Here is a 25,582-nt window from a genome sequence, read left to right as displayed (position 1 = left end):
TGCACCTCAACAATAGAAATAAACGGGTTTATTTCGTATTGTCTTCGATTTGCACTACCTTTGCCACTTGTTCAGAGTAATGAATTGTTCTTCGATACCGGATTACACTCATACTTTGGATTTAGTGGTGGCACTCGGAGGGATACCGAGTGCCTTTTCTTTCTCCTTTTCAGACGACTATCCCCGTCATTATCAATCCACTAAATTCCAAAGTAATGAACAACAAGAAGAAAAACGAGGGTCAGACCGACTTTTCCTATTACGGTCTGTACCTGCTGGACTACCTCCGCACGAACAGGTTTGAACAGGCTTCCGACGATGCCTTCATCCGGGAGCGTGCCGACCGTGCCGCCGAAACGTATGAGCGTGCGCGGCTCGAAGGCTATCCGCCCGAAGGGGCGCAGGAGTTGGCGATGGACACGCTCCTGCGGGGGCTTCGCTATTCCAAGTACGCCATCCTCCGCGAAGTCGTGGAAAACGAGTTTGCCGACGAAGTGCCGGGAAAGAAACGCGAAGCCTTCATCCGAAAGTTGCTGCCGCCGGTCGGCAACGTATTCTCCGCCTATGACCTTTCGGACGACAATTTCGCCCTGTCGCCCGAATACGACCTGCTCTACACGGAGCTGACGGGAGCCGCCGTCCTTTATATCGGGGAATATGGCGTTTAACCGCAAACAACGGCTGCGGGACAACATCGAGGCGATACGGACGGCATTCATCCTTGACAGGGAACGGAGGACGGCAACCGCCGAGGAACAAGCCATACTTCGGAAGTATTGCGGTTTCGGCGGGTTGAAGTGCATACTGAATCCTGCAAAGGAACTGACGGATGCCGTGCATTGGGCGAAATCGGACCTCGAACTGTTTACCCCTACGGTAGAACTGCACAGGCTGGTGCGTGAAAACAGCAAGGACGATACGGAGTACAAGCGGTACGTGGATGCCATGAAGCAGTCCGTGCTGACCGCTTTCTACACCCCGCCGGAGATAACCGGCACGATTGCGGAGGCTCTGCATGAACACGGCATACGTCCCGACCGTGTGCTGGAGCCGTCGGCGGGCGTGGGCGCATTCGTGGATGCCGTGCTGGAAAACAAGCCGGACGCGGACATCATGGCTTTCGAGAAAGACCTGATGACGGGCAAGATATTGGGACACCTGCATCCCGACCAAAAGGTAAGGGTGCAGGGATTCGAGAAGATAGAGAAGCCCTTCACGGACTATTTCGACCTTGCCATCTCGAACATCCCGTTCGGCGACGTGGCTGTGTTCGACCCGGAATTTACAGGAAGCCAAGACCCGGCAAGGCGTTCCGCACCGAAGGCAATACACAACTACTTCTTCCTGAAAAGCCTTGACGCGGTGCGTGAGGGCGGCATCGTGGCGTTCATCACCTCTCAAGGGGTACTGGACGCACCGTCCAACGCGCCCATACGCGAGTATATGATGCGTAATGCCAATCTGGTGGGAGTCGCACGCCTGCCGAACAACCTCTTCACGGACAACGCGGGTACGGAAGTGGGCAGCGACCTGATTATCCTGCAAAAGAACAGCGGCAAGAAACGGGAGCTGTACGATTATGAAGAGTTGTTCGTGCAGACGGAAAAGACACCGATAGGCAGTTTCCAGAACGGGTATGTCGGCAGCATCGGCATGATTCCCCACTCGGATCTGATAAGCGGCACAGACCCTTACGGGAAACCAGCCTATAAAGTCATGCACCGGGACGGCATCGGGCAAATGGCGGAGGATTTGCGGGAACATATGGATATTGAGCTGTATAAGTTGGACAAAAAGCTGTATGAAATGCACAGCCTGCATCCGGCACAGGGGAAAAGCACGGTAACAGAAACCATTTCCACACCGGTTGTCACTCCTGAGATACAGCCACGTCATGAAATGGCAGCGAAGCCCGAAGCGGCAACACCGCAGCCGGAGGAAGAAAAGTCGGAGATAGAGCCGCGCCGCCCCGATTATTCGGAGGGCGTGCAGCTCTCCCTGCTCGACCTCTGGGGCATGACCGAGGAAGTACGCAAGCAGGAAGCCCCCGCCAAGAAGAAAAAGACGGCGAAAAAGGAAAGCCCGGCAAGGCGTATGCCTCCCAAACCGCAGGCGCAGGTTACGCCGAAGGTTACGACTGCACCGCCACAGCCGTCTGTTGCACCACTGACGGAGAAGAGGGACAGCCATGAAACAAAGCCGGTGAGTTTCGCAGCCAAAGGCGATCTGGATGATATTTACGCCTCTTTGGATTGGGACACCAATCCGCCCATCAACGGTTTCTATGAAATGATGATGGACCTCACGCCGGAGCGACGCAAGGAACTTCGCAGGCTGGCGGCACAGCATCAGGAGAAGCAACGGGTGGACGGGACGGCGGTGAAAGCCGCTCCCGCCATTGACATGCCGGAAAAGGAAGCGACAAAACGCCCCGAAGCACAGACGGAAGTCGCAACCGTTCCCGTTACGGACAATAACGCAAGTGAGACAACAACTTCCCTTTTCCCTGAATTTGAAACGGAAAAGCCGAAGGAGGAACCTCTCGACCTTTCTCCCCGTCCGTTCAACGGTATGCTGGAGCCGCACTACCGTGACGGCTCTATGGTACTGGATGCTTCACGCAATCTCGGTTATTTGAAGGGCCTCACGCCTTACGGCGCGACATTCCAACCGCTTGACCTGACCGGCTACCAGAAGGAGAAAGCGATGTTGTATGTGTCACTCCGTGACGCATACGAGCGGCTTTACCGCTACGAGGCGGAGTATCACGATGAAGGGTCTGCGCAACGCGGAGCGTTGAACACCTGCTACGATGAGTTTGTCATGCGCTACGGCAACCTCAATGCCAAGCATAACGTGAAACTGTTGATGATGGATGTCGCCGGACGCGACATCCTTTCGCTGGAACGGGCGGAGGACGGCAGGTTCGTCAAGGCGGACATTTTCGAGCGTCCCGTTTCCTTCTCTGTGGAGAGCCATGCCAACGTAAGCTCTCCCGAAGAGGCACTCTCCGCGTCGCTCAACAAGTTCGGCACGGTCAATCTCGACTATATGCGGGAGATAACCGACAGCACGGAGGAGGGATTGCTTGACGCCCTCAAAGGACGCATCTTCTACAACCCGCTCGTAACCGGTTACGAGATAAAGGACAGGTTCATCGCCGGGAATGTGATAGAAAAGGCGGAGCGCATCGAGGCATGGATGGGCGACAACCCCGAAAACGGACGTATGCCGGAAGTGAAGCAGGCGTTGGAGGCTCTGAAAGAAGCCGAGCCGCCGCGCATCGCCTTTGAGGACCTCGACTTCAATTTCGGGGAACGCTGGATTCCGACGGGCGTGTATGCCGCCTATATGAGCCATCTTTTCGACACGGACGTGAAAATCGCCTACTCCGCAAGCATGGATGAGTTTTCGGTGGCGTGCGGCTGCCGCACCATGAAAATCACGGACGAGTTTTTAGTGAAGGGCTATTACCGGAACTATGACGGCATGCACCTGTTGAAACACGCCCTGCACAACACCTGCCCGGACATGATGAAATCCATCGGTAAGGACGAGCATGGCAATGACATCAAGGTGCGTGACAGCGAGGGCATACAGCTCGCCAACGCCAAGATTGATGAAATCCGCAACGGGTTCTCGGAATGGCTGGAAGAGCAGTCGCCGCAGTTCAAGGAACGGCTGACGACGATGTACAACCGCAAGTTCAACTGTTTCGTGCGCCCAAAGTATGACGGCTCTCACCAGACATTTCCCGACCTCAACCTCAAAGGGCTGGCAAGCCGGGGTATCAAGAGCGTCTATCCGTCACAGATGGATTGCGTCTGGATGCTCAAACAGAATGGCGGTGGCATTTGTGACCACGAGGTGGGAACCGGTAAAACGCTGATAATGTGTATTGCAGCGCATGAGATGAAGCGCCTGAACTTGGCGCACAAACCGATGATTATCGGGCTGAAAGCCAATGTCGCGGAGATTGCCGCCACCTATCAGGCGGCATATCCCAACGCGCGGATTCTCTATGCCTCGGAGAAGGACTTCTCGACCGCCAACCGCGTGCGTTTCTTCAACAACATCAAGAACAACGACTACGATTGCGTCATCATGTCGCACGACCAGTTCGGCAAGATTCCGCAGTCGCCGGAGTTGCAGCAGCGCATCCTGCAAGCGGAGCTTGACACGGTGGAGGAAAATCTCGAAGTCCTGCGGCAACAGGGCAAGAACGTGTCGAGGGCGATGCTGAAAGGGCTGGAAAAGCGCAAGCACAACCTTGAAGCGAAGTTGGAGAAGGTGGAACATGCCATCCAATCGCGCACGGATGATGTGGTGGACTTCAAGCAGATGGGCATCGACCATATCTTCATTGACGAGAGCCATCAATTCAAGAACCTGACTTTCAACACGCGGCACGACCGTGTGGCGGGATTGGGAAACTCGGAAGGAAGCCAGAAAGCCCTGAACATGCTCTTTGCCATACGTACCATACAGGAACGCACGGGCAAGGACTTGGGGGCTACGTTCCTGTCCGGTACGACCATCAGCAACTCGCTGACGGAGCTGTACCTGCTCTTCAAGTACCTTCGCCCTAAGGAACTGGAACGGCAGGATATTCGTTGCTTTGACGCTTGGGCGGCTATCTTTGCCAAGAAGACGACCGACTTCGAGTTCAACGTGACGAACAACGTGGTGCAGAAGGAGCGTTTCCGCTACTTCATCAAAGTGCCGGAGCTTGCCGCCTTCTACAACGAGATAACCGACTACCGCACGGCGGAGGACGTGGGCGTGGACCGTCCGCACAAGAACGAGATACTGCACCACATACCGCCGACGCCGGAGCAGGAGGACTTCATCCAAAAGCTGATGCAGTTCGCCAAGACGGGTGACGCCACGCTGCTGGGCAGACCACCCCTGTCGGAAACGGAGGAGAAGGCGAAGATGCTTATCGCCACCGACTACGCCCGCAAGATGGCTCTCGATATGCGCATGATAGACCCGCATTACGAAGACCACCCCGACAACAAGGCTTCGCACTGCGCCAAGACGATTGCGGAGTATTACCACAGGTATGACGCGCAGAAAGGCACGCAGTTCGTGTTCTCGGATCTGGGAACGTACCAGCCGGGCGACGGGTGGAACGTGTACAGCGAGATAAAGCGGAAACTGACGGAGGACTACGGCATCCCGGCAGGCGAGGTGCGCTTCATTCAGGAGTGCAAGACCGACAAGGCACGCAAGGGGGTGATAGACGCCATGAACGCCGGAACGGTGCGCGTGCTGTTCGGCTCCACCTCCATGCTCGGAACGGGTGTGAACGCGCAGAAACGGTGTGTCGCAATCCATCATTTGGATACGCCGTGGCGTCCGTCCGACCTACAACAGCGTGACGGACGGGGAGTCAGGGCAGGCAACGAGATTGCCAAGCATTTTGCCGGGAACAACGTGGATGTCATCATCTACGCTGTGGAAAAGTCGCTGGACAGCTACAAGTTCAACCTGCTGCACTGCAAGCAGACATTCATCTCGCAGCTCAAAAGCGGGGCGATGGGCGCGCGTACCATCGACGAGGGGGCTATGGACGAGAAATCGGGCATGAACTTCTCGGAGTACATGGCGTTGCTCTCCGGCAATACCGACCTTTTGGACAAGGCGAAACTGGAAAAGCGTATCGCCTCGCTCGAAGGGGAACGCAAGTCGTTCAACAAGGGCAAGCGCGATTCGGAGTTCAAGCTGGAAGCCAAGACGGGGGAACTGCGCAACAATACGGCGGTAATCGAAGCCATGACGGAAGATTGGAACCGCTTTCTTTCCGTTGTCAAGACCGATAAGGAGGGCAATCGCCAGAATGCTGTCAAGGTGGACGGTGTGGATTCTACCGATGAAAAGGTTATCGGAAAGCGTTTGCAGGAAATCGCCAAGAACGCCACGACGGGCGGTTTGTACAAGCCTGTCGGGGAACTTTACGGTTTTCCGATAAAGGTGGTCAGCGAGAGAATACTCAAAGAGGGGCTGGAGTTTACCGACAACCGTTTCGTGGTGGAGGGAAACTACAAGTACACTTACAATAACGGGCATCTGGCGATGGCTGATCCGGTAGCCGCCGCACGTAATTTCCTGAACGCATTGGAGAGGATTCCGTCCATCATCGACCAGTATAAGGGAAAGAACGAGGTGCTGGAAAAGGAAGTCCCACAGTTGCAGGAGATAGCAAGTAAGGTATGGAAAAAGGAGGACGAACTGAAACAGTTGAAGTCCGAACTTGCCGCGCTTGACCGCAAAATACAGTTAGAGCTTGCGCCGCCTACACCCGATGTCGCCGAAAAGGAGAACGACGGACAGGAGGTCAAGCCTGTTTCGGAAGGTGTACGGAGCATATCGCCACAACAAACCGATGATGCACCACCGATACGCAGCCCGATGGATAAACGAAGTCCGTCTGGCAATTTCATTGCCAATCATATCATTATCGGGCGTCCGGGTTTTCAGTTTAAGGATGAAAACCGATCGAAAGGGATAAAAATTTAAAATTATGAATTTTATATAAAATATTAATAGGGGCTATCCAAAAGGTCTAAAAGTAAATCTTATCCCCTCTGCAAGTATCTGTAGAAGAGTGATTGTAAGGATTTCTTTCTTTTTGGGCAGCCTCTATTAAATTTATTTATTCTTTCTTGATTTATGTTTATAAACATTATACCAAAAAATATTCCAACTAACCTTGTTTATGTTTTGTCAGCCACCATTTGCACAACCATATTTGACTCCCAAAGAGAGTGAATTCGATAAGATAACTTGCTGCATACCCACAATAAGGGGCTAAATAGAATACGAATGGGAAATAGATAACAGTACCGACAACAGATTGCGTTATGTAGTTGGTTAAACTCATTTTACCATAAAGCTGTAATGTGGAAACCGCTTTTTTGACACGTTCCTTATGACACAATAATATGAACGAGAATATTTCTACAGAATCATCAGTAAAACAGAAAAAAATACTAATTTTGTTTTTGATGATCATTTCAAAAGGAATTAGAAAAATATCTAATTCTAACTTATAGAGGAAAAAGCAACAATTAAATATTAAAGAATAAAAGATACGAAAAATATGACGCCAAAAGAGATACTACAAGAATGGATTGACTGCTTCAACGCCGCCGATGCAGTCGCTTTGGCAAACTTATACGCTCAGGATGCCATAAACCATCAAGTCGCAAACACCCCGGTTATAGGAAAAACAGCTATCCATAAAATGTTTGTAAATGAATTTGCAACCTCAAAAATGGTTTGTATTGTTGAGCATATATTCGAGGATGGAGAATGGGCTATCATGGAATGGAAAGATCCGCTCGGGTTGCGAGGATGCGGATTCTTCCATGTGCAAAACGATAAAATCGTTTTCCAAAGAGGTTATTGGGATAAGCTCAGCTTTCTCAAACAGCACGGTTTAACCGTAGAGAATAGTGATAAAAATCCAAACACATAACACCGTCCGATATGGGAATCATCATTCATTCTTTAGAGTCCGTTTCTTTCAAAGATTTGTATGCGGCATTCTCATCCGCATTCAAAGATTATGATTTCTCTTTGAATGCGGATGAATTGCGACGCATGCTCGACCGACGAGGATACAATCCACAACTATCTTTCGGAGCATTTTTCGAAGGACGGCTGATTTCTTTTGTGTTTAACGGAACAGGCATGTACAACAACATCTTGACGGCTTATGACACAGGGACGGGAACCGTACCTTCATTCCGGGGATTACACCTAACCCAAAAAATATTCACTTTCAGCCTCGAATTGATATATCAACAAGGAGTTCGGCAATATGTACTGGAAGTTTTGCAACACAATCACAAAGCAATAAAAATATATCGCAAATTAGGCTTTGAAACACAGAGAAATTTCAACTACTACTCTGCCAAACTGAGCGATATTGTTCCTGTATTGCAAGTAAACCATACTGCATGTCGCATACTCCCATCGGATTTAAAAAACTGCCTTAACCAAACGGCCTGGTTCGATTTTCATCCTTCATGGCAAAATGACAGGGCTTCACTGGAACGCGGAATCGACAATTTGGACATATTGGGAGCTTATGAAAGAGAAGAACTTGTCGGATTTGTTATCTTTGAACCGGCATCAGGCGATATTTCATCCCTCGCAGTTGCAAAAGATTACCGGCGTAAAGGAATAGGCAAGTCCTTGCTTAAAAGTGCTGTCAGTCATTTTCAAAGCGATGTACTCAAATTTACTAATGTTGATTGCGATTGTGAATCAGTCACTGGTTTCTTGTCATCATTAGGACTTACCCCAAAAGGACAACAGTTTGAAATGGTCAGAAAAATTTAACCTACATTTATATGAATAGCCCTCATCATCAAATAACAAATTAATAATACCAAATAAAAATACGTATAGATTAAAAAAGTTCTTTGTGCTTTTGTCAGGGAACTTTTTTTTCGTAAATTTGCGTTCAATTATGCGGCAGTAATAATATACATATTAATACGAGTTAAGAATCCTGTAGTTTTCCACATGCTACGAGGAGGTATTAAAAGGTGCGTTTCGGCAATGCATCTATTGTAGTATATTATTGCTTAATCAAATGAACATTATAAATTTAGGAATTCTTGCTCACATTGATGCAGGAAAAACTTCCGTAACCGAAAATCTGCTATTTGCCTGCGGAGCAACGGAAAAGCGCGGCAGTGTTGATAAAGGTGACACCATAACAGACTCTATGGATATAGAAAAACGTAGAGGAATTACTATTCGGGCTTCTACGACATCTATTGTTTGGAATGGTGTGAAATGCAATATCATTGACACTCCGGGACACATGGATTTTATTGCAGAGGTGGAGCGGACATTCAAAATGCTTGATGGAGCAGTCCTCATATTATCGGCAAAGGAAGGCATACAAGCACAAACAAAGTTGCTGTTCAAGACTTTGCAAAAACTGCAAATCCCGACAATTATATTTATCAATAAGATTGATCGTGCCGGCGTAAATCTTGAGCGTTTATATCTGGACATAAAAACAAATCTGTCGCAAGACGTCTTGTTTATGCAAACGGTTGTCGATGGAGTAGTTTACCCGATTTGCACCTCAACAGATATAAGGGCAGAACACAAAGAATTTGTATGCAACCATGACGACGATATATTAGAACTATATTTGGCGGATAAAGAAATCTTACCGGCAGATTATTGGAATGCGATAATCGCTCTTGTGGCAAAAGCCAAAGCCTATCCGGTCTTGCATGGATCAGCAATGTGCAATATTGGCATCAATGAGTTGTTAGACGCCATCATTTCTTTTATATTTCCTCCGGCATCAGTCCCAAATAGACTTTCAGCTTATCTTTATAAAATAGAACATGACCCCAAAGGGCATAAAAGAAGTTTTCTAAAAATTATTGACGGAAGTCTGAGACTTCGAACCGTTATAAAAGTCAATGATTCGGAAAAATTCATCAAGATTAAAAATCTAAAAACCATTTATCAGGGCAAAGAGATAAATGTTGATGAAGTGGTTGCTAATGATATCGCAATTATAGAAGATATAGAAGAATTAAGAATCGGAGATTATTTAGGTGTTAAACCTTGTCTGATTCAAGGATTATCTCATCAGCATCCCGCCCTCAAATCTTCTGTCCGACCAGACAAGCCCGAAGAGAGAAGCAAGTTGATATCCGCTCTAAATGTATTGTTTATTGAAGACCCGTCTCTGTCCTTTTCCATAAATTCATATAGTGATGAATTGGAAATCTCGTTATATGGTTTAACCCAAAAAGAAATCATACAAACATTGCTGGAAGAACGATTCTCCGTAAAGACCCATTTTGATGAAATCAAGACTATCTACAAAGAACGACCTAAAAAGAAGGTGAATAAGATTATCCATATCGAAGTCCCTCCCAACCCTTACTGGGCCTCAATAGGACTGACTCTGGAACCTTTACCGATAGGGTCAGGGGTGCAAATCGAAAGTGAAATCTCCTTTGGTTATCTGAACCATTCTTTTCAAAATGCCGTTTTTGAAGGAATCCGTATGTCTTGCCAATCGGGATTGCATGGATGGGAAGTGACGGATTTGAAAGTAACCTTTACTTATGCCCTTTATTATAGTCCGATAAGTACCCCTGCCGATTTTAGACAATTGTCTCCTTATGTCTTCAGGTTGGCTTTGCAACAATCAGGAGTGGATATTCTCGAACCGATGCTCTATTTTGAGTTACAGATACCACAAGTAGCAAGTTCCAAAGCTATTACAGATCTGCAAAAAATGATGTCTGAGATTAAAGGTATCAGTTGTAATAAAGAGTGGTGTCTTATTGAAGGGAAAGTTCCATTAAATACAAGTAAAGACTATGCTTCAGAAGTAAGTTCATACACTAAAGGCTTAGGCACTTTTATGGTTAAGCCGTGTGGGTATCAAATAACAAAAGGCGGTTATTCTGATAATACCCGTATGGAAGAAAAGGATAAACTTTTATTCATGTTTGAAAAATCAGTATCATCAAAATAATGGAACGATCCAGGAATTTCTATAAGACAATACGGTTGGGGTATATACTTATCTCCGTTCTTATCGGATGTATAGCATATAATAGCTTCTATGAATGGCAGGAGATAGAAGCATTAGAACTTGACAATAAAAAAATAGACGAGTTCCGAAAAGAGATAAACAATATCAATATTCAAATGATAAAATTTTCTCTATTTGGTGAAACAATACTGGAATGGAACGATAAAGATATCGAACATTACCATGCACAGCGTATGGCAATGGATAGTATGCTCTGCCGTTTCAAAGCTACCTATCCGGCAGAGCGTATAGACAGCGTACGCCATCTTCTCGAAGATAAGGAACGGCAGATGTGCCAAATCGTTCAAATACTTGAACAACAACAAGCCATCAACGATAAGATAACCAGTCAAGTACCTGTAATCGTGCAGAAGAGTGTGCAGGAACAGCCCAAGAAGTCCAAGCGCAAAGGTTTCTTGGGCATCTTCGGCAAAAAGGAAGAAGCGAAACCAACTGTGACTACCACGATGCACCGTTCCTTTAACCGGAATATGAGAACCGAACAACAGGCGCAAAGCCGCCGCTTATCGGTTCATGCCGATAGCCTTGCCGCACGAAATGCGGAACTTAACAGGCAACTGCAAGGACTGGTTGTTCAAATAGACGGGAAAGTACAAACTGACCTACAAAAGCGGGAAGCCGAGATAACAGCCATGCGGGAACGGTCGTTCATTCAGATTGGGGGCTTGACAGGGTTCGTTATACTGCTACTGGTCATATCATATATCATCATACACCGAAATGCCAACCGCATCAAGCGATATAAACAGGAAACCGCAGATTTAATCGAGCGACTGCAACAAATGGCAAAGCGAAACGAGGCACTGATAACCTCCCGCAAGAAAGCCGTACATACCATTACCCATGAATTACGCACACCGCTGACTGCAATAACGGGCTATGCCGGACTGATACAAAAAAACTTCAATGCGGATAAAACCGGGATGTATATCCGAAATATTCAGCAATCCTCCGACCGTATGCGTGAAATGCTTAATACTCTTCTGAGTTTCTTCCGGCTGGACGACGGCAAGGAACAACCTAATTTCTCCACGTGTAGGATTTCATCAATAGCGCATACGCTCGAATCAGAGTTTATGCCAATTGCCATAAACAAGGGACTTGCTCTTACTGTGACGAATCACACGGATGCTGTTGTACTGACCGATAAGGAACGCATTCTACAAATTGGAAATAACCTGCTGTCAAACGCCATCAAGTTCACTGAGAACGGTGCCGTTTCTCTGACAATGGGGTATGATAACGGTATGCTGAAACTTATCGTCAAAGATACGGGTTCGGGTATGACCGAAGAGGAACAGCAACGTGTGTTCGGTGCGTTTGAACGTTTGTCAAACGCTGCCGCAAAGGACGGCTTCGGATTAGGTCTTTCCATTGTTCAGCGCATTGTGACAATGCTCGGCGGCACAATCCAGCTGAAGAGCGAGAAAGGCAAGGGCAGCCGTTTCACGGTGGAGATACCCATGCAGTCAGCCGAGGAATTGCCGGAACGGATAAATAAAACACAGATTCATCATAACCGAACACTCCATGATATTGTTGCCATCGACAATGACAAGGTACTTCTCCTAATGCTGAAAGAAATGTATGCACAAGAAGGGATACATTGCGATACCTGTACCAATGCGGCGGAACTGATGGAAATGATACGCCGGAAAGAATACAGTCTGCTTCTGACCGATTTGAATATGCCGGATATAAACGGCTTCGAGCTGTTGGAACTGCTACGCACCTCCAATGTGGGCAATTCAAGGATCATTCCGATTATTGTAACAACCGCTTCGGGCAGTTGCAACAGAGAGGAACTTTTAGAACGTGGATTTTCTGATTGCCTTCTCAAGCCGTTTTCCATATCGGAGCTGATGGAAGTTTCCGACAAGTGCGCCATGAAAGGTAAACAAAATGAAAAGCCTGATTTCTCCTCCCTACTGTCTTACGGCAATGAATCCGTCATGTTGGATAAACTGATAGCGGAAACCGAAAAGGAAATGCAGTCGGTCAGGGATGGGGAACAACGGAAAGACTTTCAAGAACTGGACGCCCTGACACACCACCTACGTAGTTCGTGGGAGATACTGCGTGCCGACCAACCATTAAGGGAACTTTATAAACAGCTTCATGGGAGTGCCGTTCCCGATTATGAAGCATTGAACAACGCCGTGACTGCCGTATTGGATAAGGGTTCGGAGATAATCCGGCTGGCAAAAGAAGAAAGGAGAAAATACGAAAATGGATAAAACAAAAATCATCGTGGTGGAGGACAACATCGTATATTGCGAGTTTGTCTGCAACCTGCTGGCACGGGAGAAATTCCGTACCGTGCAGGCTTTCCACCTCTCGACAGCGAAGAAACTTCTGCAACAAGCCGCTGACAATGATATAGTAGTTTCTGATTTGCGTTTGCCTGACGGTGACGGCATCGACCTATTGCGCTGGATGCGCAAAGAAGGCATGACGCAGCCGTTCATCATCATGACCGACTATGCCGAAGTACATACGGCGGTTGAAAGCATGAAACTCGGTTCGCTGGACTACATACCCAAGCAACTCGTGGAGGACAAACTCGTGCCTTTGCTCCGCACCATACTGAAAGAGCGGAATATCGGGCGAAGCCGCATGCCCGTATTTGCCCGTGACGGTTCAGCCTTTCAGAAAATCATGCACCGGATAAGGCTGGTAGCTCCTACCGACATGAGCGTACTGATATTCGGGGAGAACGGTACTGGCAAAGAGCATATTGCCCATCTACTGCACGATAAAAGCAAGCGTTCAGGCAAGCCTTTCGTGGCGGTGGACTGCGGCTCACTCACCAAAGAACTTGCGCCATCGGCGTTCTTCGGACACGTTAAAGGAGCGTTCACTGGTGCTGAAAACACAAAGAAAGGCTATTTCCACGAGGCGGAAGGCGGCACATTGTTTTTGGATGAAGTGGGTAATCTCGCACCGGAAACCCAACAGATGTTACTCCGTGCCATACAGGAACGGCGGTTCCGTCCCGTTGGCGACAAGTCCGACCGCAGTTTCAACGTCCGCATCATCGCCGCCACCAACGAGGATCTGGAAAAGGCGGTCAATGAAAAGCGTTTCCGACAGGATTTGTTATACCGCCTACATGACTTCGAGATAACCGTTCTGCCCTTACGTGACTGTCAGGAGGACATCATGCCGCTGGCGGAGTTCTTCCGTGAGATTGCCAATAAGGAATTGGAATGCAATGTTAGTGGCTTCAGTTCCGAAGCGCGGAAAGTGTTACTGATCCATTCATGGCCGGGTAACGTGCGCGAACTTCGGCAGAAAATCATGGGTGCGGTGTTGCAGGCTCAGACGGGACTTGTCACGAAAGAGCATCTGGAACTTGGAATAACCGAAACAACCTCTGTTGTCGGCTTCTCCCTACGCAACGAAGAGGAAGATAAAGAGCGGATTATACGTGCTTTGAAGCAGGCTGGCGGGAACCGGAAGGTTGCTGCCGAATTGCTTGGAATAGGCAGGACAACACTCTATAATAAACTGGAAGAATATGGATTGAAGTATAAATTTGAGCAACCATAGCCCGCAATTCGCTGAAAATGGCTATCTTTGCATGACATATTAGAAGGTAACGGCGACTGGCAGAGCCTTTTGCCGCCTATATATAACATAAGACCGCAAGGCGTTTCGAGCGAAAATCTGGTAAATTGACACTACGGAGACGATTGCGTGATGCTTATGCTATGCCTACGCATAGCGTGCATTCACGTACTCTCCGTAAAAGGCTTTACCAGAGCCGTCGCTTGAAAGTAGTGTGATTTGCACGCTACTTTTTTGCCCTTGCCCAACGAAAGGAAACGATAATGGGTAAAGTACAGATTCTTGCCGTCCTCACGATAGACGGTTGTCAAAGCTCCGAGTTATATTGCAAAGCGTATAAGGAACTGCGCCTTGAAGATTGCGGCATCAATGAGATAAGGGAAAACGCCCTTTATCATATCACACCGGATTATTCCATCTCCATGCTTGACGAATGGCGGAAATCCACAACAGACATCTGCTATCTGGCGGAAGTCACTCCTGAAAAAGCGGACTACATCAACGGGCTGCTGCGTATGCGTGTGGTGGATGAAATCATACTTTACACGATTCCTTTCATTGCCGGAACGGGAAAGCGTTTCTTCCAATCCGCCTTGCCGCAGGAACAATGGACGCTGACCTCACAGAAGGTGTACCGCAACGGAGTGGTCCGCCATATCTATAAAGCGTGCGTTTGATGTCCATAAAATGGACGAATGTTCAGTAAATGAACACTTTAAGCTGAATACAATTCCTTTCAGATAAATAAATCGCGAAATTATCACTCTGAAATCCAGCACCTTGCAGAGAGCGTGCCGGATTTTTTATTTTATGGACACGCTTTTTGCCAATCATATTCATGTGCGCATACCGAAAAAACAGAGTGTAAAATTTCAAAATTGACAGGACATGAATTATTTCTTATTGACGGAAACAGAGTTCTTCCGCCGTATAAACGAAGCCGGGGACTGCAATATGGAAACGGCATACACGGCTTTCGCCACGCAAGTGATCGAACTATGCAACGGCAATGTGGACACCACCCGCACCATCATCGCGCTGGCTTACATTGAAATCGAGTTGCAGCACCATCCCGTGCGCAATCTTCCCGAAGAAAAGAGGGAGGTTGCAGCCTACATCAGCAAGGCACTCTCTTTCGTTAGGAAGATGCAGAAGTTCCTTGCCGCTCCCCAAGTGTCACCACTAATCCCCATCCGTACATCCTCCGACAACACAACCGAAAATCCCGCCTCACCCCTGCAATGGACGGGCAACGCCATCGACCTCGTGGAACTTATCTACGGCATCAACGAGATGGGCTGCATCAATAACGGCAACATGCCGCTCAAACAGCTCGCCCCGCTCCTCTACAAGATTTTCGGTGTCGAATCAAAGGACTGCTACCGCTTCTATATCGACATCAAACGACGGAAGAACGAAAGCCGCACCTACTTCCTTGACAGGATGCAGGAGAAACTGAACGAGAAGATGCTCCGCGACGAGGAAATGGAACGTTTGAGAAAATAATCCTGTACCAATGATGAATCAGGGGGTGACGTTATGCCACTCTCTGATTTTTTGTAGGTTTTGTACCTGCCGTGCAGATACATTTCGTTATCTATTCGCCCGAAAACCAGCGAAAAGCACTATCTTTGTACCCACCTTACAGAATTGTATATGAGCATAGACAACCTCGACATAGTAAAACGGCTGATAGCCGAAAAAGAATGCGGACGGGTGGAGTTCAAGGAAACCACCGGACAGTTGGAGCGTGGCATGGAAACGCTTTGCGCTTTCCTTAACGGAGAAGGCGGCACGGTATTGTTCGGTGTTACCGACAAGGAAAAAATCATCGGACAAGACGTGAGCGACAAGACCAAGAGGGATATAGCGGACGCGATCAACCGGTTGGAGCCTGTGGCAATGGTACAAATATCTTATGCACCGCTGCCGGACAGTGAGAAGAAAGTAATTGTTTTTCGTGTTGAAGATTCAAGGCTCAACCGTCCGTTCTGCTATAAAGGAAGACCATATATGCGGGTGGAAAGTGCGACCACAACGATGCCACAATCAAAGTATAATGAACTTCTTTTGCAGCATGAAAAAGTCTGGCATAGCTGGGAAACCTACCCGAATACCGATTTGAAGATTACGGATTTGGATGAAGAGGAAATCCACAAGACGGTACGTTTAGGAATAGAGTACGGACGTTTACCCGAATCGACAGGTGACGAAGTTCCTATCATACTTGAAAAACTGAATCTTCTTGAAGGCGGTGTACTTAAAAATGCAGCCGCCGTATTGTTCGCCAAAAAGAAACTGGTACATTATCCGCAGAACTTGCTGCGACTTGCCCGATTCAGAGGTACAGACAAAACCGTATTTATAGACAACAAACGGGTACACGGGAACTTGTTCCATCTGCTTGACGAGGCAATGGCTTTTGTGTTCAGACATCTTTCATTATCCGGAACAACGGACGCATTGGAGCGTGAGGAACATTTGGAAATACCGCATAAGGCTATACGAGAAGCTGTAATCAACTCCCTATGTCACAGGAGTTACCGTGATATTGGAGGTTCGGTAGCCATAGCCATCTATGATGACCGTGTTGAAATAGAGAATCCCGGTTCGTTTCCGTCCGAATGGGATATGAATAAAATCAAATCCGAACATGGTTCAAAGCCCCATAATCCTTTAATTGCAGACACGCTTTATGTGCGAAAAGTATTGGAGAGCTGGGGACGCGGCATAAATCTCATAATAGAAGAATGTCAAAAGGTTAATTTGCCGGAGCCTGAATATCAAATAACAACCAATGAAGTGAAACTTGTCTTCAGATATAAGGTGGCAGGACAAGAAACAGGACAAGAAACAGGACAAGTAGCAGGACAAGTAGCAGGACAAGTAATGTCGCTTGTATCAGCTTTGGGAAATGATATTTTGCCGTTGAAAGAAATCATGGAGCGTTTATCTTTGAGGGGACGTGATAATTTCCTTACCAGTTACCTAAATCCTGCATTGAGAGAGGGACTTGTCGAACAAACCCATCCGGAAAATCCCAAGCACCGCAACCAAAAATACAGGCTTACTGAAGCTGGAAAAATCATTTTGTCAAAAGGCAACAGGAAGGATGGCTAAGAAGAAACATAAGAAAGATTCAGATGCAGACTTGCCTGTAATCATGGATTACGGCATCGGTTGCATATCCATTTATGACCCGGTTGATATGATGCCATACAATGACCCGCCTGTCACCGAGCAAACCCGTTTCAAGAAACTCCGCAAGGAAATGAAAGCGGAGTTCAAATGGTTGGCGTCTTCTATAACAATAGAGTATTGGAAAGAAAACCGGCAGATACCTTTCGGTGAGGAAATGTCGAAACTCAGAATCCGACTGTTGAGAATCTTCGCCGAAGAATACAGCATACTACTAAAAGATGATACAGAACTGAAAAACTATCTGCTCATGCTTGTCATTACCACCATCAACAAGCATCTCCAATCTGAAAATAAAAATCCGTAACCGGTCGTCGGCTACGGATTTTCCATATATAAACGGATATACTATTTCTGCTGCAACAGATGTTTCAGATTTTCGTCACCCGCGATGCGTTCCAGCTCGTCGGCGACAATCTGTTTCACCTCCTCCTTGATACGCCTGTAATTCGCCTGCACTGTTTCCTTCATGCAGTCTTTGCCATCCTCGTCCGTGAAGTCAGTAATTACGGGTATCGGCTTGTAGGCTTTCTCCTCGCGCTTGACCTTCTCGGCATCCACGACAATCTCACAGTGGAAAATCTTCTGTTCTATACGTTCGTTGAAGTTGTCGGACACCGAACCGACAAACATTCCCTGCGTCAAGCCGGAAATCTTGCTCGGCGGGATAAGCGCGTCCATCTGCGTGTTGATGGAGGTGGAAACATCCTGCCTGTTGATGGAAATGGACTGCCGTTTCTGCAACACCTTTCCGAACCGTTCCGAGAGCGTCTTGGCGGTTTCGCCCACCACCTGACCGGAGAAAATATTGCCGACGGTGTTCATCACCACTTTCGCCTCCTTGTCCCCGTAGTCACGCACCAACTGGCTGAAATCCTGAAATCCCAGACATACGGCAACCTTGTTGCTTCGTGCGGTGGCGATAAGGTTGTCCAGCCCCTTGAAATATATCGTCGGAAGCTCGTCGATGATAACTGACGACTTCAACATCCCTTTCTTGTTGATGAGCTTCACGATACGGGAATTATACAGACCGAGAGCCGCCCCGTAAATGTTCTGACGGTCCGGATTGTTGCCCACGCAGAGTATTTTCGGCTCTTTGGGATTGTTGATGTCCAGCGTGAACTCACTGTCCGACATCACCCAATAGAGCTGCGGGGAAATCATGCGTGACAGCGGGATTTTCGCCGATGCAATCTGCCCCATCAACTGCTCGGCAGCCCCTCCGAGCCACGCGTCCATGAACGGTGAGAGATAGTTCTCCAATTCCGGGTAAGATGTCAGTATCGGGAAGATATCCTCGTAACGGCGGTTCAGGAACTCGATGGCATGGGGGAACGTGCAATACTTGCCATTTTGGAAAATTTTAAGATACCAGATGATAGCCGCGAAGAGGATGATGGGCGATTCCACAAAGAAGTCGCCCTGCTTCTGCACCCAACTCTTGTTTAAGTTGAGCATGATGGTGTACGCGCTTTCGTAAGCGTCCGTAATATCCTCCATGAAGTCCGGGTGAATGGGATTGCAACGGTGCGAGCGTCGCGGGTCATCGAAGTTTATCACGTAGAACTTCGGCTTCACCTTGTATCCCTCCGGGTGGTTGAGCAGATGATTATAGGCTATCGTGGACAAGTCGCTGAATTTGAAGTCGTAAACATACATCGAGAAGCCCTTCTCAATCTGCTGCTTGATAAAATTGTTTACCACCGCGTATGACTTTCCGCTGCCCGGCGTACCCAATACGATGGAAGCCCTGAAGGGATTCACTACGTTAATCCAGCCGTTGTTCCAACGTTTCCTGTAATAAAAGCGGGTGGGCAGATTGACCGAATACTCGCTTTCGATGAGCCGTGTTTCCTGCATGAAGCTCTCGTTCTCGTTGTTGAACACGTCATCCATGAGGTTGTGTTTCAACAGGCGGCTCATCCACAGACCGCCCATCAGCAGGCATACATAGCCCGTGCCTACGGTCAGCACGTAAAGCCCCGTCACCGCTTCAACCGGTAGCGGCAACGCCAGTATCCACCAGTTGAGGAAGAACAGTACGAACCCTGCGGCAAGAGCCGTCCAGATCCGTCCCCAAGTAATTTTCTCTCCCTTGACGCCCTTCGTTCCCAGACAGGACAGGGCAAGGAGGAGGACGGCAAACAGTTTCGTGTAGAGGATGGAACGGAACAGCCCCGCCGTGCGGTTGAAATTCATCAGGATTCTGTCCACCACGCCGATGTCCACGCTCCAGAGCCGTATGGCTTCATAGCAGAACCAGTACACGTTCATGACCACTAAAATAATACTCACGGCACGCAGAAAATCCATGATTTTCGCCAATGCCCTCAAATCGTCTTCTTGTTGTGACATAGATTGAAAAATTTTGATGTTGATACCTCGATTACATTCCCAAACCCTTGCGCCTTTTCTTTTTCTTCTTGCGCTGCATCGCCCGGATAAAGGCTTCCTCCTCGGCATCCACAGCCGGACCTTCGGGAGTGAGCAGACCGATACCTCCCGCCGTGTTCTCGTGGTCGGATGCTGTCTGTTCGCGCATATCCTCTACTGTTTCCACCGGAACGGAAAGCGGAATCGGTGGCTGTCCGGCATAAGGCAGCGTGAAGTGTTCCTGCAAAGCGTTGGCGGAAAGTTCCTTGCCCATGCGCGAGCCGTTCAGCACGCAGCCCGTGCGATGGTCGATAAACGTGGCTCCGTAGATGCGCCCTTCCTCCGTGTAGCGCAGCACGGTGTCGATACCCTTCTCCCTGAGCCGCGAAACGAACTTCTCCTTGTCATACGTGCCTTCAAGCACGGAAAGGACGGTGCGTTTTGTCATGTCGGCGAGTTTCCGGTCCTTAATCTCCTGCTTGGAACGGGCAAACTTCTTCTGCACGGCTTCATAGCCTGCGGACTTCCCGAAAAGCGAGGACTTGAACGGGTTGCCCGTCTTGTTCCCGGCATCATCGGTGACGGAATAGACCAGCCCGTGATACTCACGCCCGCACACGTTTCCCCGCGCTTCCTCCACCGTCATATTATATAAGGAAAGGAGGGCGCGATATTCGCCCATCGTCTGGAAACGGTACTGTCCACTCAGAGCCTTGACGGTATTCCCGACCTGCCTTTTCACGTCGCCCGCCGAAGCGTCCACCTTTCGCAGAGGGTTCTCTATCCGTTGATTCTTACGTTCCGCCGGGTGCAGCCCGTACTTTTGTTCCAGTTCCCGCCGGATGCGGTCGCTGCGGCGGAAAAGGAAATCCTGATTGAGCCGCCTGCCTTTCTCGTCCACATTGATTGTCACGATGTGCAGGTGGTGGCGGTCTATGTCCTCGTGCTTTACAATAAGATACGGCTGGTCCCCGTAGCCGAGTTTTTCCAGATACTCGCGTGCGATGTCCTGCAATTCCGTATCGGTCAGCACATCGTCGGGATGCGGGTTGAGCGAGATATGGAGTACCGGTTTCTCCACCCTCGTATGCTCCGGCATACAGGCGAGAAAACCCTCCATCGCCTTGCGTATGTCCACCGTCCCCGTGCCGTCATTGTAGATGCGGTTGGTGGTGAGCAGACGCCCTTTCGCCTCGTTGATCTTTTCCCCGTTGTAGGCAAGTGCGCCGTACAGCGACTTTCCTACACTGATTTTTGCGACCATTTCGCCTCCATTTCCCTTGAAAGTTCCACAATCTGACGGCTCAGTTTCACGAGTTCGACGGTCTGTTGCTCCAGCTTGTAGAGCAACGCCATTGCCTTTTTCTCGGAAAAATGCAGCCTGAGTTCCTTCACGACTTGGTTGTAGTTCGTGCCTACCGCGCGGAACTGCGCATGGAAATCGGACAGTCTGGTGTAGTAATCCACCAGCGTCCTGTCCACTTTCAGCACCCTGAACGGCTGCCCGAAGAAGTGCGCCTTGATGAAAACCGACTTGGCGTAAACGCCCGACTTCTCGAACATGGCGAGGAAACGGTTGTGTTCCTCCTCGTTGAAACGGACGGTGTAGCGGAATACCGCCGGATCAAGTTTGGGATTTCTCCCGGTCTTGTTTCTTTTCTCTTTCATATAAACTTTGGATTTAGCGGATGGACGGCATAAGCCGCCGCTTGGGGTCACAGACACCGCAGGTTTGAAAAGCTTCCCGACTTCGGAGAGGAAGCCCGCCCCCTGCAAGGGCAAGTGCTTTTCGTGGCTGCTCAAAACGTTTTGAGCGGCTGAAAAGACATCTTGCTATGTTCAGGCGAACATAAAAATCCGTCGGGGCCGGATTGGGGGAATGCCTTTCAAACTCCGGGCTGCGCCACCTGCGGCGAACCCTGCCGTTCGGGTGCAAAGTTACGCCCTTAAAGCGGTATCGGACAGAGGCTTGACCCGGACAATCAGTGCCAACCGGCGCAACATGCCGCCACTTGTCGGGGAAGTGATACAGGTTCAAAAATATCCTTGTTTATTTGCAGCATGATTCAAGAAACGAACGATTTGAAGATATGAAAAATGAGGCTTTCAAATACCCGGCAAACCGCTTCGGCGGCTATTTGCCTGACCGGATACCCGAACCTTCGGATACCCGGTTTTACAATGACGCGGTGATTCACGGATTCAATGACTTCATGACGCAATGTCGTCATTCATCAGTTATCCGAATCCCTGCCCCACCGTTGAAGCGGATACGTGACGAACCGGACAGTCAGAGATTCGCGGACGCGGATATACATGTCACCGATTCCGTATCGGAGCAGGAAAACAATTCATCAACCATTAAAACCAACAGAACCATGAGTAATGAAACATTCGTTGCATTCGCAACACAGAAAGGGGGTATCGGCAAATCCACCGTCACGGCACTTGCCGCCAACTACCTCCACAACGTGAAAGGACACAATGTCGCAGTCATAGACTGCGACACCCCGCAGCACAGCATACACGGGTTGCGTGAACGTGAAACGGGACTTATCGGCGGGAGCCTCTATTTCAAGGCACTCGCGTGTGACCACTTCCGCAAGATAAGGAAGAACGCCTACCCGGTCATCGCAAGCGACGCCCTTAACGCCCTCGATGATGCCGAAAGGATGCTTGCCGAAGAAGAGGTGAAACCCGACATCGTGTTTTTCGACATGCCGGGAACCCTGAAAAGCAACGGCGTGGTCAAGACCCTCTCGCAGATGGACTACATCTTCGCGCCCATGAGTGCCGACCGTTTTGTCGTGGAAAGCACCCTGCAATTCGCTGTGATGTTCCGTGACAACCTCATGACGACGGGACAGGCGAAAACAAAAGGGCTGTACCTGTTCTGGACGATGGTGGACGGCAGGGAGAAGAACGGGCTTTACGACCTGTATGAGGATGTGATCGCCGAGATGGGGCTGCCGGTGCTGTCCACCCGCCTGCCCGACAGCAAGAAGTTCCGGCGCGACCTCTCGGAAGAGCGCAAGAGCGTGTTCCGCTCGACCATCTTCCCGATGGATGCGTCCCTGCTGAAAGGGAGCGGCATCCGTGAGTTCTCGGAAGAGATAAGCCGTATCATCAGACCTCAATAATCATGGGCAGCAGGAAAGTGAACACCGAAGGCATTGACGAGGAACTGTTGATAGCCTCCATCGGCAGACGCAGGCAGGACGGGACCCTGTACCACGCGCAGGAGCCGCCCGCGCCTGCTCCCGAAGAAAAAAGCGTCCCTGAAACGGAACCGCCGCCCGCGCAATACACGGCAAAGGAAAAACCGCAGAGGGACACTGTCCGCCGCAAACGGCAGGAGGACGACTATTCCGGGCTGTTCCTCCGCCGCAACGAGATAAAGACGCGCCAGTGCGTCTATATCAGCCGCGATGTCCACAGCAAGATTCTCAAAATCGTGAACGACATCGCCGGGCGTGAAATCTCGGTAGGCGGCTACGTGGACACCGTGCTGCGCCAACATCTGGAACAGCACAAGGAGAAAATAAACGAACTGTACAAGAAACAACGTGAAGACTTGATTTGAATATGGAAAAGAACCAGAAAAACAGAAGTCCGCAGCATGACGGCGGCGGTATGCTTGCCCAAGTGCAGGCGAGTGTGGAAATCCTATCCCCCGTGCCGTTAGGCGGCAAATGCGGTGAAAAGGACTATGAACGGCTGTTCATCCGTGAAGCCGAAGTGAAGGCACGCGAGGGAAAGATGGCGTATGTGCGTCCGGAGTACCACGACCGCATCATGCGCATCACCCGTGTGATCGGGCATGACAAATTGTCGCTGTCCGCCTACATCGACCATGTGCTTACGCACCACTTCAACCAGTGCGAGGAGGCGATAAAGAGCCTTTACGCCCAGAATTACGACGCAGTATTTTAACCCTCAAAAAGAGAACGTGCATGAGTGAAACAATAAGCATGACTGATATTCTGCTGACCGTATCGGTCGGCTGCAACCTGTGGTTCCTGTTCCTGCTCCTTTATGACAGGATCATGGAAACCAGACTTGTCCGCTTCCTAAGAAGCATAGCCGGAGTGTGGCGGTCGTTGGGCGGCACGGCGGCAAAGCCCGAAACGGTAAGGGACACACCGCCCGCAGACACCCCGGACATCATCGGCAAGAGCCGTTTCAGGATGGCATCGCCCCGGACAACCGCTGCCATACCGACGCAAGAAGCCGCCACTTCGGAAAAAGGCATTGAGCTGACGGAGGAAGAGACTACTTTTGACGACGGAAACACGGAAACCGTGTCCCGTCCCGCACAAGTCCCGGAGGATAAACTCGACGAAACCTTCACGAGCCTCACGCCTTCGGAACTGGAGTTCGGGGAGGACGAGCCGGAGGAAGAAACGCCCGACGCGCCGAGGGCATCGGGAAGCAGTTTCGACGAGATAGACGATGCGGTCAGAACCGCCAAGAACCCGGAAGCGACAACGACGGAACGGGAGCGGGCGGCAAAGGTCTTCACCGACATGGAAGGGACGGAGCTGTACGAGAAGCTGATGACCGGCTCGTCTGAAATGAGCATCCGCATCAAGGGACTTATCGAAATCCGGCTGAAGAAGAATAAACCGAAAAAGGATTTTGTCGTCCCGGACAGTATTGAGAACTTCGACATCCGCAACTATGTATAACGACTAAAAAAGAATGAGAATGAAAACGTAAGACGGCATCACCCACGCGCACGGCGGTACAAGGTACAGCCAATTCGCAACGGACACACCCAAGTCCGTAGAAACAAACGGGCAACCCACTAAACCAAAGTAAAGTAATCGAGTATCAACCGCCCGACAAAGGACCATCCACCCTTTGGACGGCACAAAACAAGAACAGTTTATGAACAAGAACAACAGACAGAAACTTATCCTCTCTGCGGCACTTCTGGTTGCCGCAACCGCCTCCGCCTTCGCGCAGGGAAACGGCATCGCGGGCATCAACGAAGCCACCTCTATGGTGAGTTCGTACTTCGACCCCGGCACGAAACTCATCTACGCCATCGGCGCGGTAGTCGGGCTTATCGGGGGCGTGAAAGTGTATGGGAAATTCTCGTCCGGCGATCCCGACACATCCAAGACTGCCGCCTCGTGGTTCGGGGCGTGCATCTTCCTGATTGTCGCCGCCACCATCCTGCGCTCATTCTTCCTTTAATAAACAATGTATGGCTGAATACCCGATAAACAAGGGTATCGGCCGTCCGGTAGAGTTCAAGGGTTTGAAGGCTCAGTACCTCTTCATCTTCTGCGGAGGTCTGCTGGCTCTCTTCGTCCTGTTCGTCATCCTCTACATGGTCGGCATCGACCAGTGGGTATGTATCGGCTTCGGCGTGGCATCGTCTTCCATCCTCGTATGGCAGACCTTCGCGCTGAACGCCCGGTACGGCGAACACGGACTGATGAAATTAGGGGCAACAAGGAGCCATCCCCGATACCTTATCAACCGGCGGCGGATCACCCGATTATTCAAACGGAAACGAAAGGAAGAAACGACATGAGGAATACATCCAAAATGACAACACTGGAAAACAAGTTCCCGCTATTGGCGGTGGAGCAAGGTTGCATCATCTCCAAAGACGCCGACATCACGGTGGCTTTCGAGGTGGAACTGCCGGAGCTTTATACCGTGACGGGTGCGGAGTACGAGGCTATACACGGCTGCTGGTGCAAGGCGATCAAGGTGCTGCCGGACTTCTCCGTCGTCCACAAGCAGGACTGGTTCATCAAGGAGAAGTACACGCCGGAACTTCACAAGGACGACATGAGTTTTTTGAGA

The 25,582-nt window shown here is 49.5% G+C and carries 21 protein-coding genes and 1 pseudogene; 18 read left to right on the top strand and 4 right to left on the bottom strand.

All coding sequences use genetic code 11. The features are described from left to right. Positions 1-215: 215 nt before the first annotated feature. Both HMPREF9141_RS01040 and HMPREF9141_RS01035 read left to right on the top strand, forming a co-directional pair. Positions 216-668, top strand: a complete 453-nt coding sequence (locus HMPREF9141_RS01040) for a DUF1896 domain-containing protein (RefSeq protein WP_007366531.1) — start codon at positions 216-218, stop codon at positions 666-668. Then, on the top strand, positions 658-6,522 hold the full coding sequence (locus tag HMPREF9141_RS01035) for a helicase-like domain-containing protein (RefSeq protein WP_007366530.1): 5,865 nt from the start codon (positions 658-660) through the stop codon (positions 6,520-6,522). The genes HMPREF9141_RS01040 and HMPREF9141_RS01035 overlap by 11 nt, the downstream gene beginning before the upstream one ends. A gap of 187 nt (positions 6,523-6,709) precedes the next feature. Here the strand turns inward: HMPREF9141_RS01035 and HMPREF9141_RS01030 are convergent. Continuing rightward, positions 6,710-6,988, bottom strand: a pseudogene (locus tag HMPREF9141_RS01030) (DUF418 domain-containing protein); the annotation flags it as partial. Between the two features lie 117 nt (positions 6,989-7,105). On the opposite strand from HMPREF9141_RS01030, the gene HMPREF9141_RS01025 reads away from it, so the two are divergent. From HMPREF9141_RS01025 to HMPREF9141_RS00985, 9 genes are all read left to right on the top strand, one after another. Continuing rightward, positions 7,106-7,483 (top strand): nuclear transport factor 2 family protein, encoded by a 378-nt coding sequence (locus tag HMPREF9141_RS01025; protein ID WP_007366528.1) that lies wholly within the window; start codon positions 7,106-7,108, stop codon positions 7,481-7,483. Positions 7,484-7,494: 11 nt separating this feature from the next. Continuing rightward, positions 7,495-8,352: a GNAT family N-acetyltransferase gene (locus HMPREF9141_RS01020; protein ID WP_007366527.1), complete on the top strand. Its 858-nt coding sequence runs from the start codon at positions 7,495-7,497 to the stop codon at positions 8,350-8,352. Positions 8,353-8,608: 256 nt separating this feature from the next. Further along, complete coding sequence (gene tet / locus HMPREF9141_RS01015; protein WP_007366526.1) at positions 8,609-10,534, top strand: tetracycline resistance ribosomal protection protein; 1,926 nt, start codon at positions 8,609-8,611, stop codon at positions 10,532-10,534. Then, positions 10,534-12,852, top strand: coding sequence for a hybrid sensor histidine kinase/response regulator (locus tag HMPREF9141_RS01010; protein WP_007366525.1), 2,319 nt, complete (start codon positions 10,534-10,536; stop codon positions 12,850-12,852). The genes tet and HMPREF9141_RS01010 overlap by 1 nt, the downstream gene beginning before the upstream one ends. After that, complete coding sequence (locus tag HMPREF9141_RS01005) at positions 12,845-14,167, top strand: sigma-54-dependent transcriptional regulator (protein ID WP_007366524.1); 1,323 nt, start codon at positions 12,845-12,847, stop codon at positions 14,165-14,167. The genes HMPREF9141_RS01010 and HMPREF9141_RS01005 overlap by 8 nt, the downstream gene beginning before the upstream one ends. A 281-nt stretch (positions 14,168-14,448) precedes the next feature. Next, complete coding sequence (locus HMPREF9141_RS01000; protein WP_007366523.1) at positions 14,449-14,862, top strand: dihydrofolate reductase family protein; 414 nt, start codon at positions 14,449-14,451, stop codon at positions 14,860-14,862. 211 nt (positions 14,863-15,073) lie between these two features. Beyond that, positions 15,074-15,691 (top strand): RteC domain-containing protein, encoded by a 618-nt coding sequence (locus tag HMPREF9141_RS00995; RefSeq protein WP_007366522.1) that lies wholly within the window; start codon positions 15,074-15,076, stop codon positions 15,689-15,691. Between the two features lie 150 nt (positions 15,692-15,841). Then, positions 15,842-17,305, top strand: coding sequence for an ATP-binding protein (locus tag HMPREF9141_RS00990; protein ID WP_007366521.1), 1,464 nt, complete (start codon positions 15,842-15,844; stop codon positions 17,303-17,305). Further along, positions 17,298-17,690: a hypothetical protein gene (locus HMPREF9141_RS00985; RefSeq protein ID WP_007366520.1), complete on the top strand. Its 393-nt coding sequence runs from the start codon at positions 17,298-17,300 to the stop codon at positions 17,688-17,690. The genes HMPREF9141_RS00990 and HMPREF9141_RS00985 overlap by 8 nt, the downstream gene beginning before the upstream one ends. 41 nt (positions 17,691-17,731) lie before the next feature. On the opposite strand, the gene mobC is transcribed toward HMPREF9141_RS00985, so the two are convergent. Genes mobC through mobA form a run of 3 tightly spaced genes read right to left on the bottom strand, consistent with a single transcriptional unit; the run spans position 17,732 to position 21,427 of the window. Continuing rightward, the gene (gene mobC / locus HMPREF9141_RS00980) at positions 17,732-19,741 is read right to left on the bottom strand and encodes a conjugal transfer protein MobC (RefSeq protein WP_007366519.1); all 2,010 of its coding nucleotides are present in this window, start codon (positions 19,739-19,741) and stop codon (positions 17,732-17,734) included. Between the two features lie 31 nt (positions 19,742-19,772). Continuing rightward, positions 19,773-21,023, bottom strand: coding sequence for a conjugal transfer protein MobB (mobB, locus tag HMPREF9141_RS00975; RefSeq protein WP_007366518.1), 1,251 nt, complete (start codon positions 21,021-21,023; stop codon positions 19,773-19,775). Next, entirely contained in the window at positions 21,002-21,427 is a 426-nt protein-coding gene (mobA, locus tag HMPREF9141_RS00970; RefSeq protein ID WP_005944180.1) for a conjugal transfer protein MobA, read from the bottom strand. Before mobA ends, mobB begins: the two co-directional genes overlap by 22 nt. A 422-nt stretch (positions 21,428-21,849) precedes the next feature. On the opposite strand from mobA, the gene HMPREF9141_RS00965 reads away from it, so the two are divergent. From HMPREF9141_RS00965 to HMPREF9141_RS00935, 7 genes are all read left to right on the top strand, one after another. After that, the gene (locus HMPREF9141_RS00965) at positions 21,850-22,899 is read left to right on the top strand and encodes a ParA family protein (protein WP_007366517.1); all 1,050 of its coding nucleotides are present in this window, start codon (positions 21,850-21,852) and stop codon (positions 22,897-22,899) included. A 2-nt stretch (positions 22,900-22,901) separates the two neighbouring features. After that, the gene (locus HMPREF9141_RS00960) at positions 22,902-23,342 is read left to right on the top strand and encodes a DUF3408 domain-containing protein (protein WP_007366516.1); all 441 of its coding nucleotides are present in this window, start codon (positions 22,902-22,904) and stop codon (positions 23,340-23,342) included. 2 nt (positions 23,343-23,344) lie between these two features. Next, positions 23,345-23,692 carry a DUF3408 domain-containing protein gene (locus tag HMPREF9141_RS00955; protein WP_028899187.1) on the top strand — a complete coding sequence of 116 codons (348 nt, stop codon included), beginning with the start codon at positions 23,345-23,347 and terminating at the stop codon, positions 23,690-23,692. Positions 23,693-23,712: 20 nt separating this feature from the next. Further along, a complete protein-coding gene (locus HMPREF9141_RS00950) occupies positions 23,713-24,447 on the top strand; it encodes a hypothetical protein (RefSeq protein WP_007366514.1) in 735 nt (244 codons plus the stop codon). 202 nt (positions 24,448-24,649) lie between these two features. Then, a complete protein-coding gene (locus tag HMPREF9141_RS00945) occupies positions 24,650-24,961 on the top strand; it encodes a DUF4134 domain-containing protein (protein ID WP_009016663.1) in 312 nt (103 codons plus the stop codon). Between the two features lie 10 nt (positions 24,962-24,971). Further along, complete coding sequence (locus HMPREF9141_RS00940) at positions 24,972-25,304, top strand: DUF4133 domain-containing protein (RefSeq protein WP_007366512.1); 333 nt, start codon at positions 24,972-24,974, stop codon at positions 25,302-25,304. Next, positions 25,301-25,582 (top strand): DUF3875 domain-containing protein (locus tag HMPREF9141_RS00935; RefSeq protein ID WP_007366511.1); only part of this gene is annotated, 282 nt, incomplete at its 3' end. The genes HMPREF9141_RS00940 and HMPREF9141_RS00935, both read left to right, overlap by 4 nt.

It is taken from the genome of Prevotella multiformis DSM 16608, assembly GCF_000191065.1.
Classification (GTDB): Bacteria; Bacteroidota; Bacteroidia; order Bacteroidales; family Bacteroidaceae; genus Prevotella; species Prevotella multiformis.
Note: the sequence above shows the minus strand (reverse complement) of the source record. Positions and strands in the feature narration are given on the sequence as shown.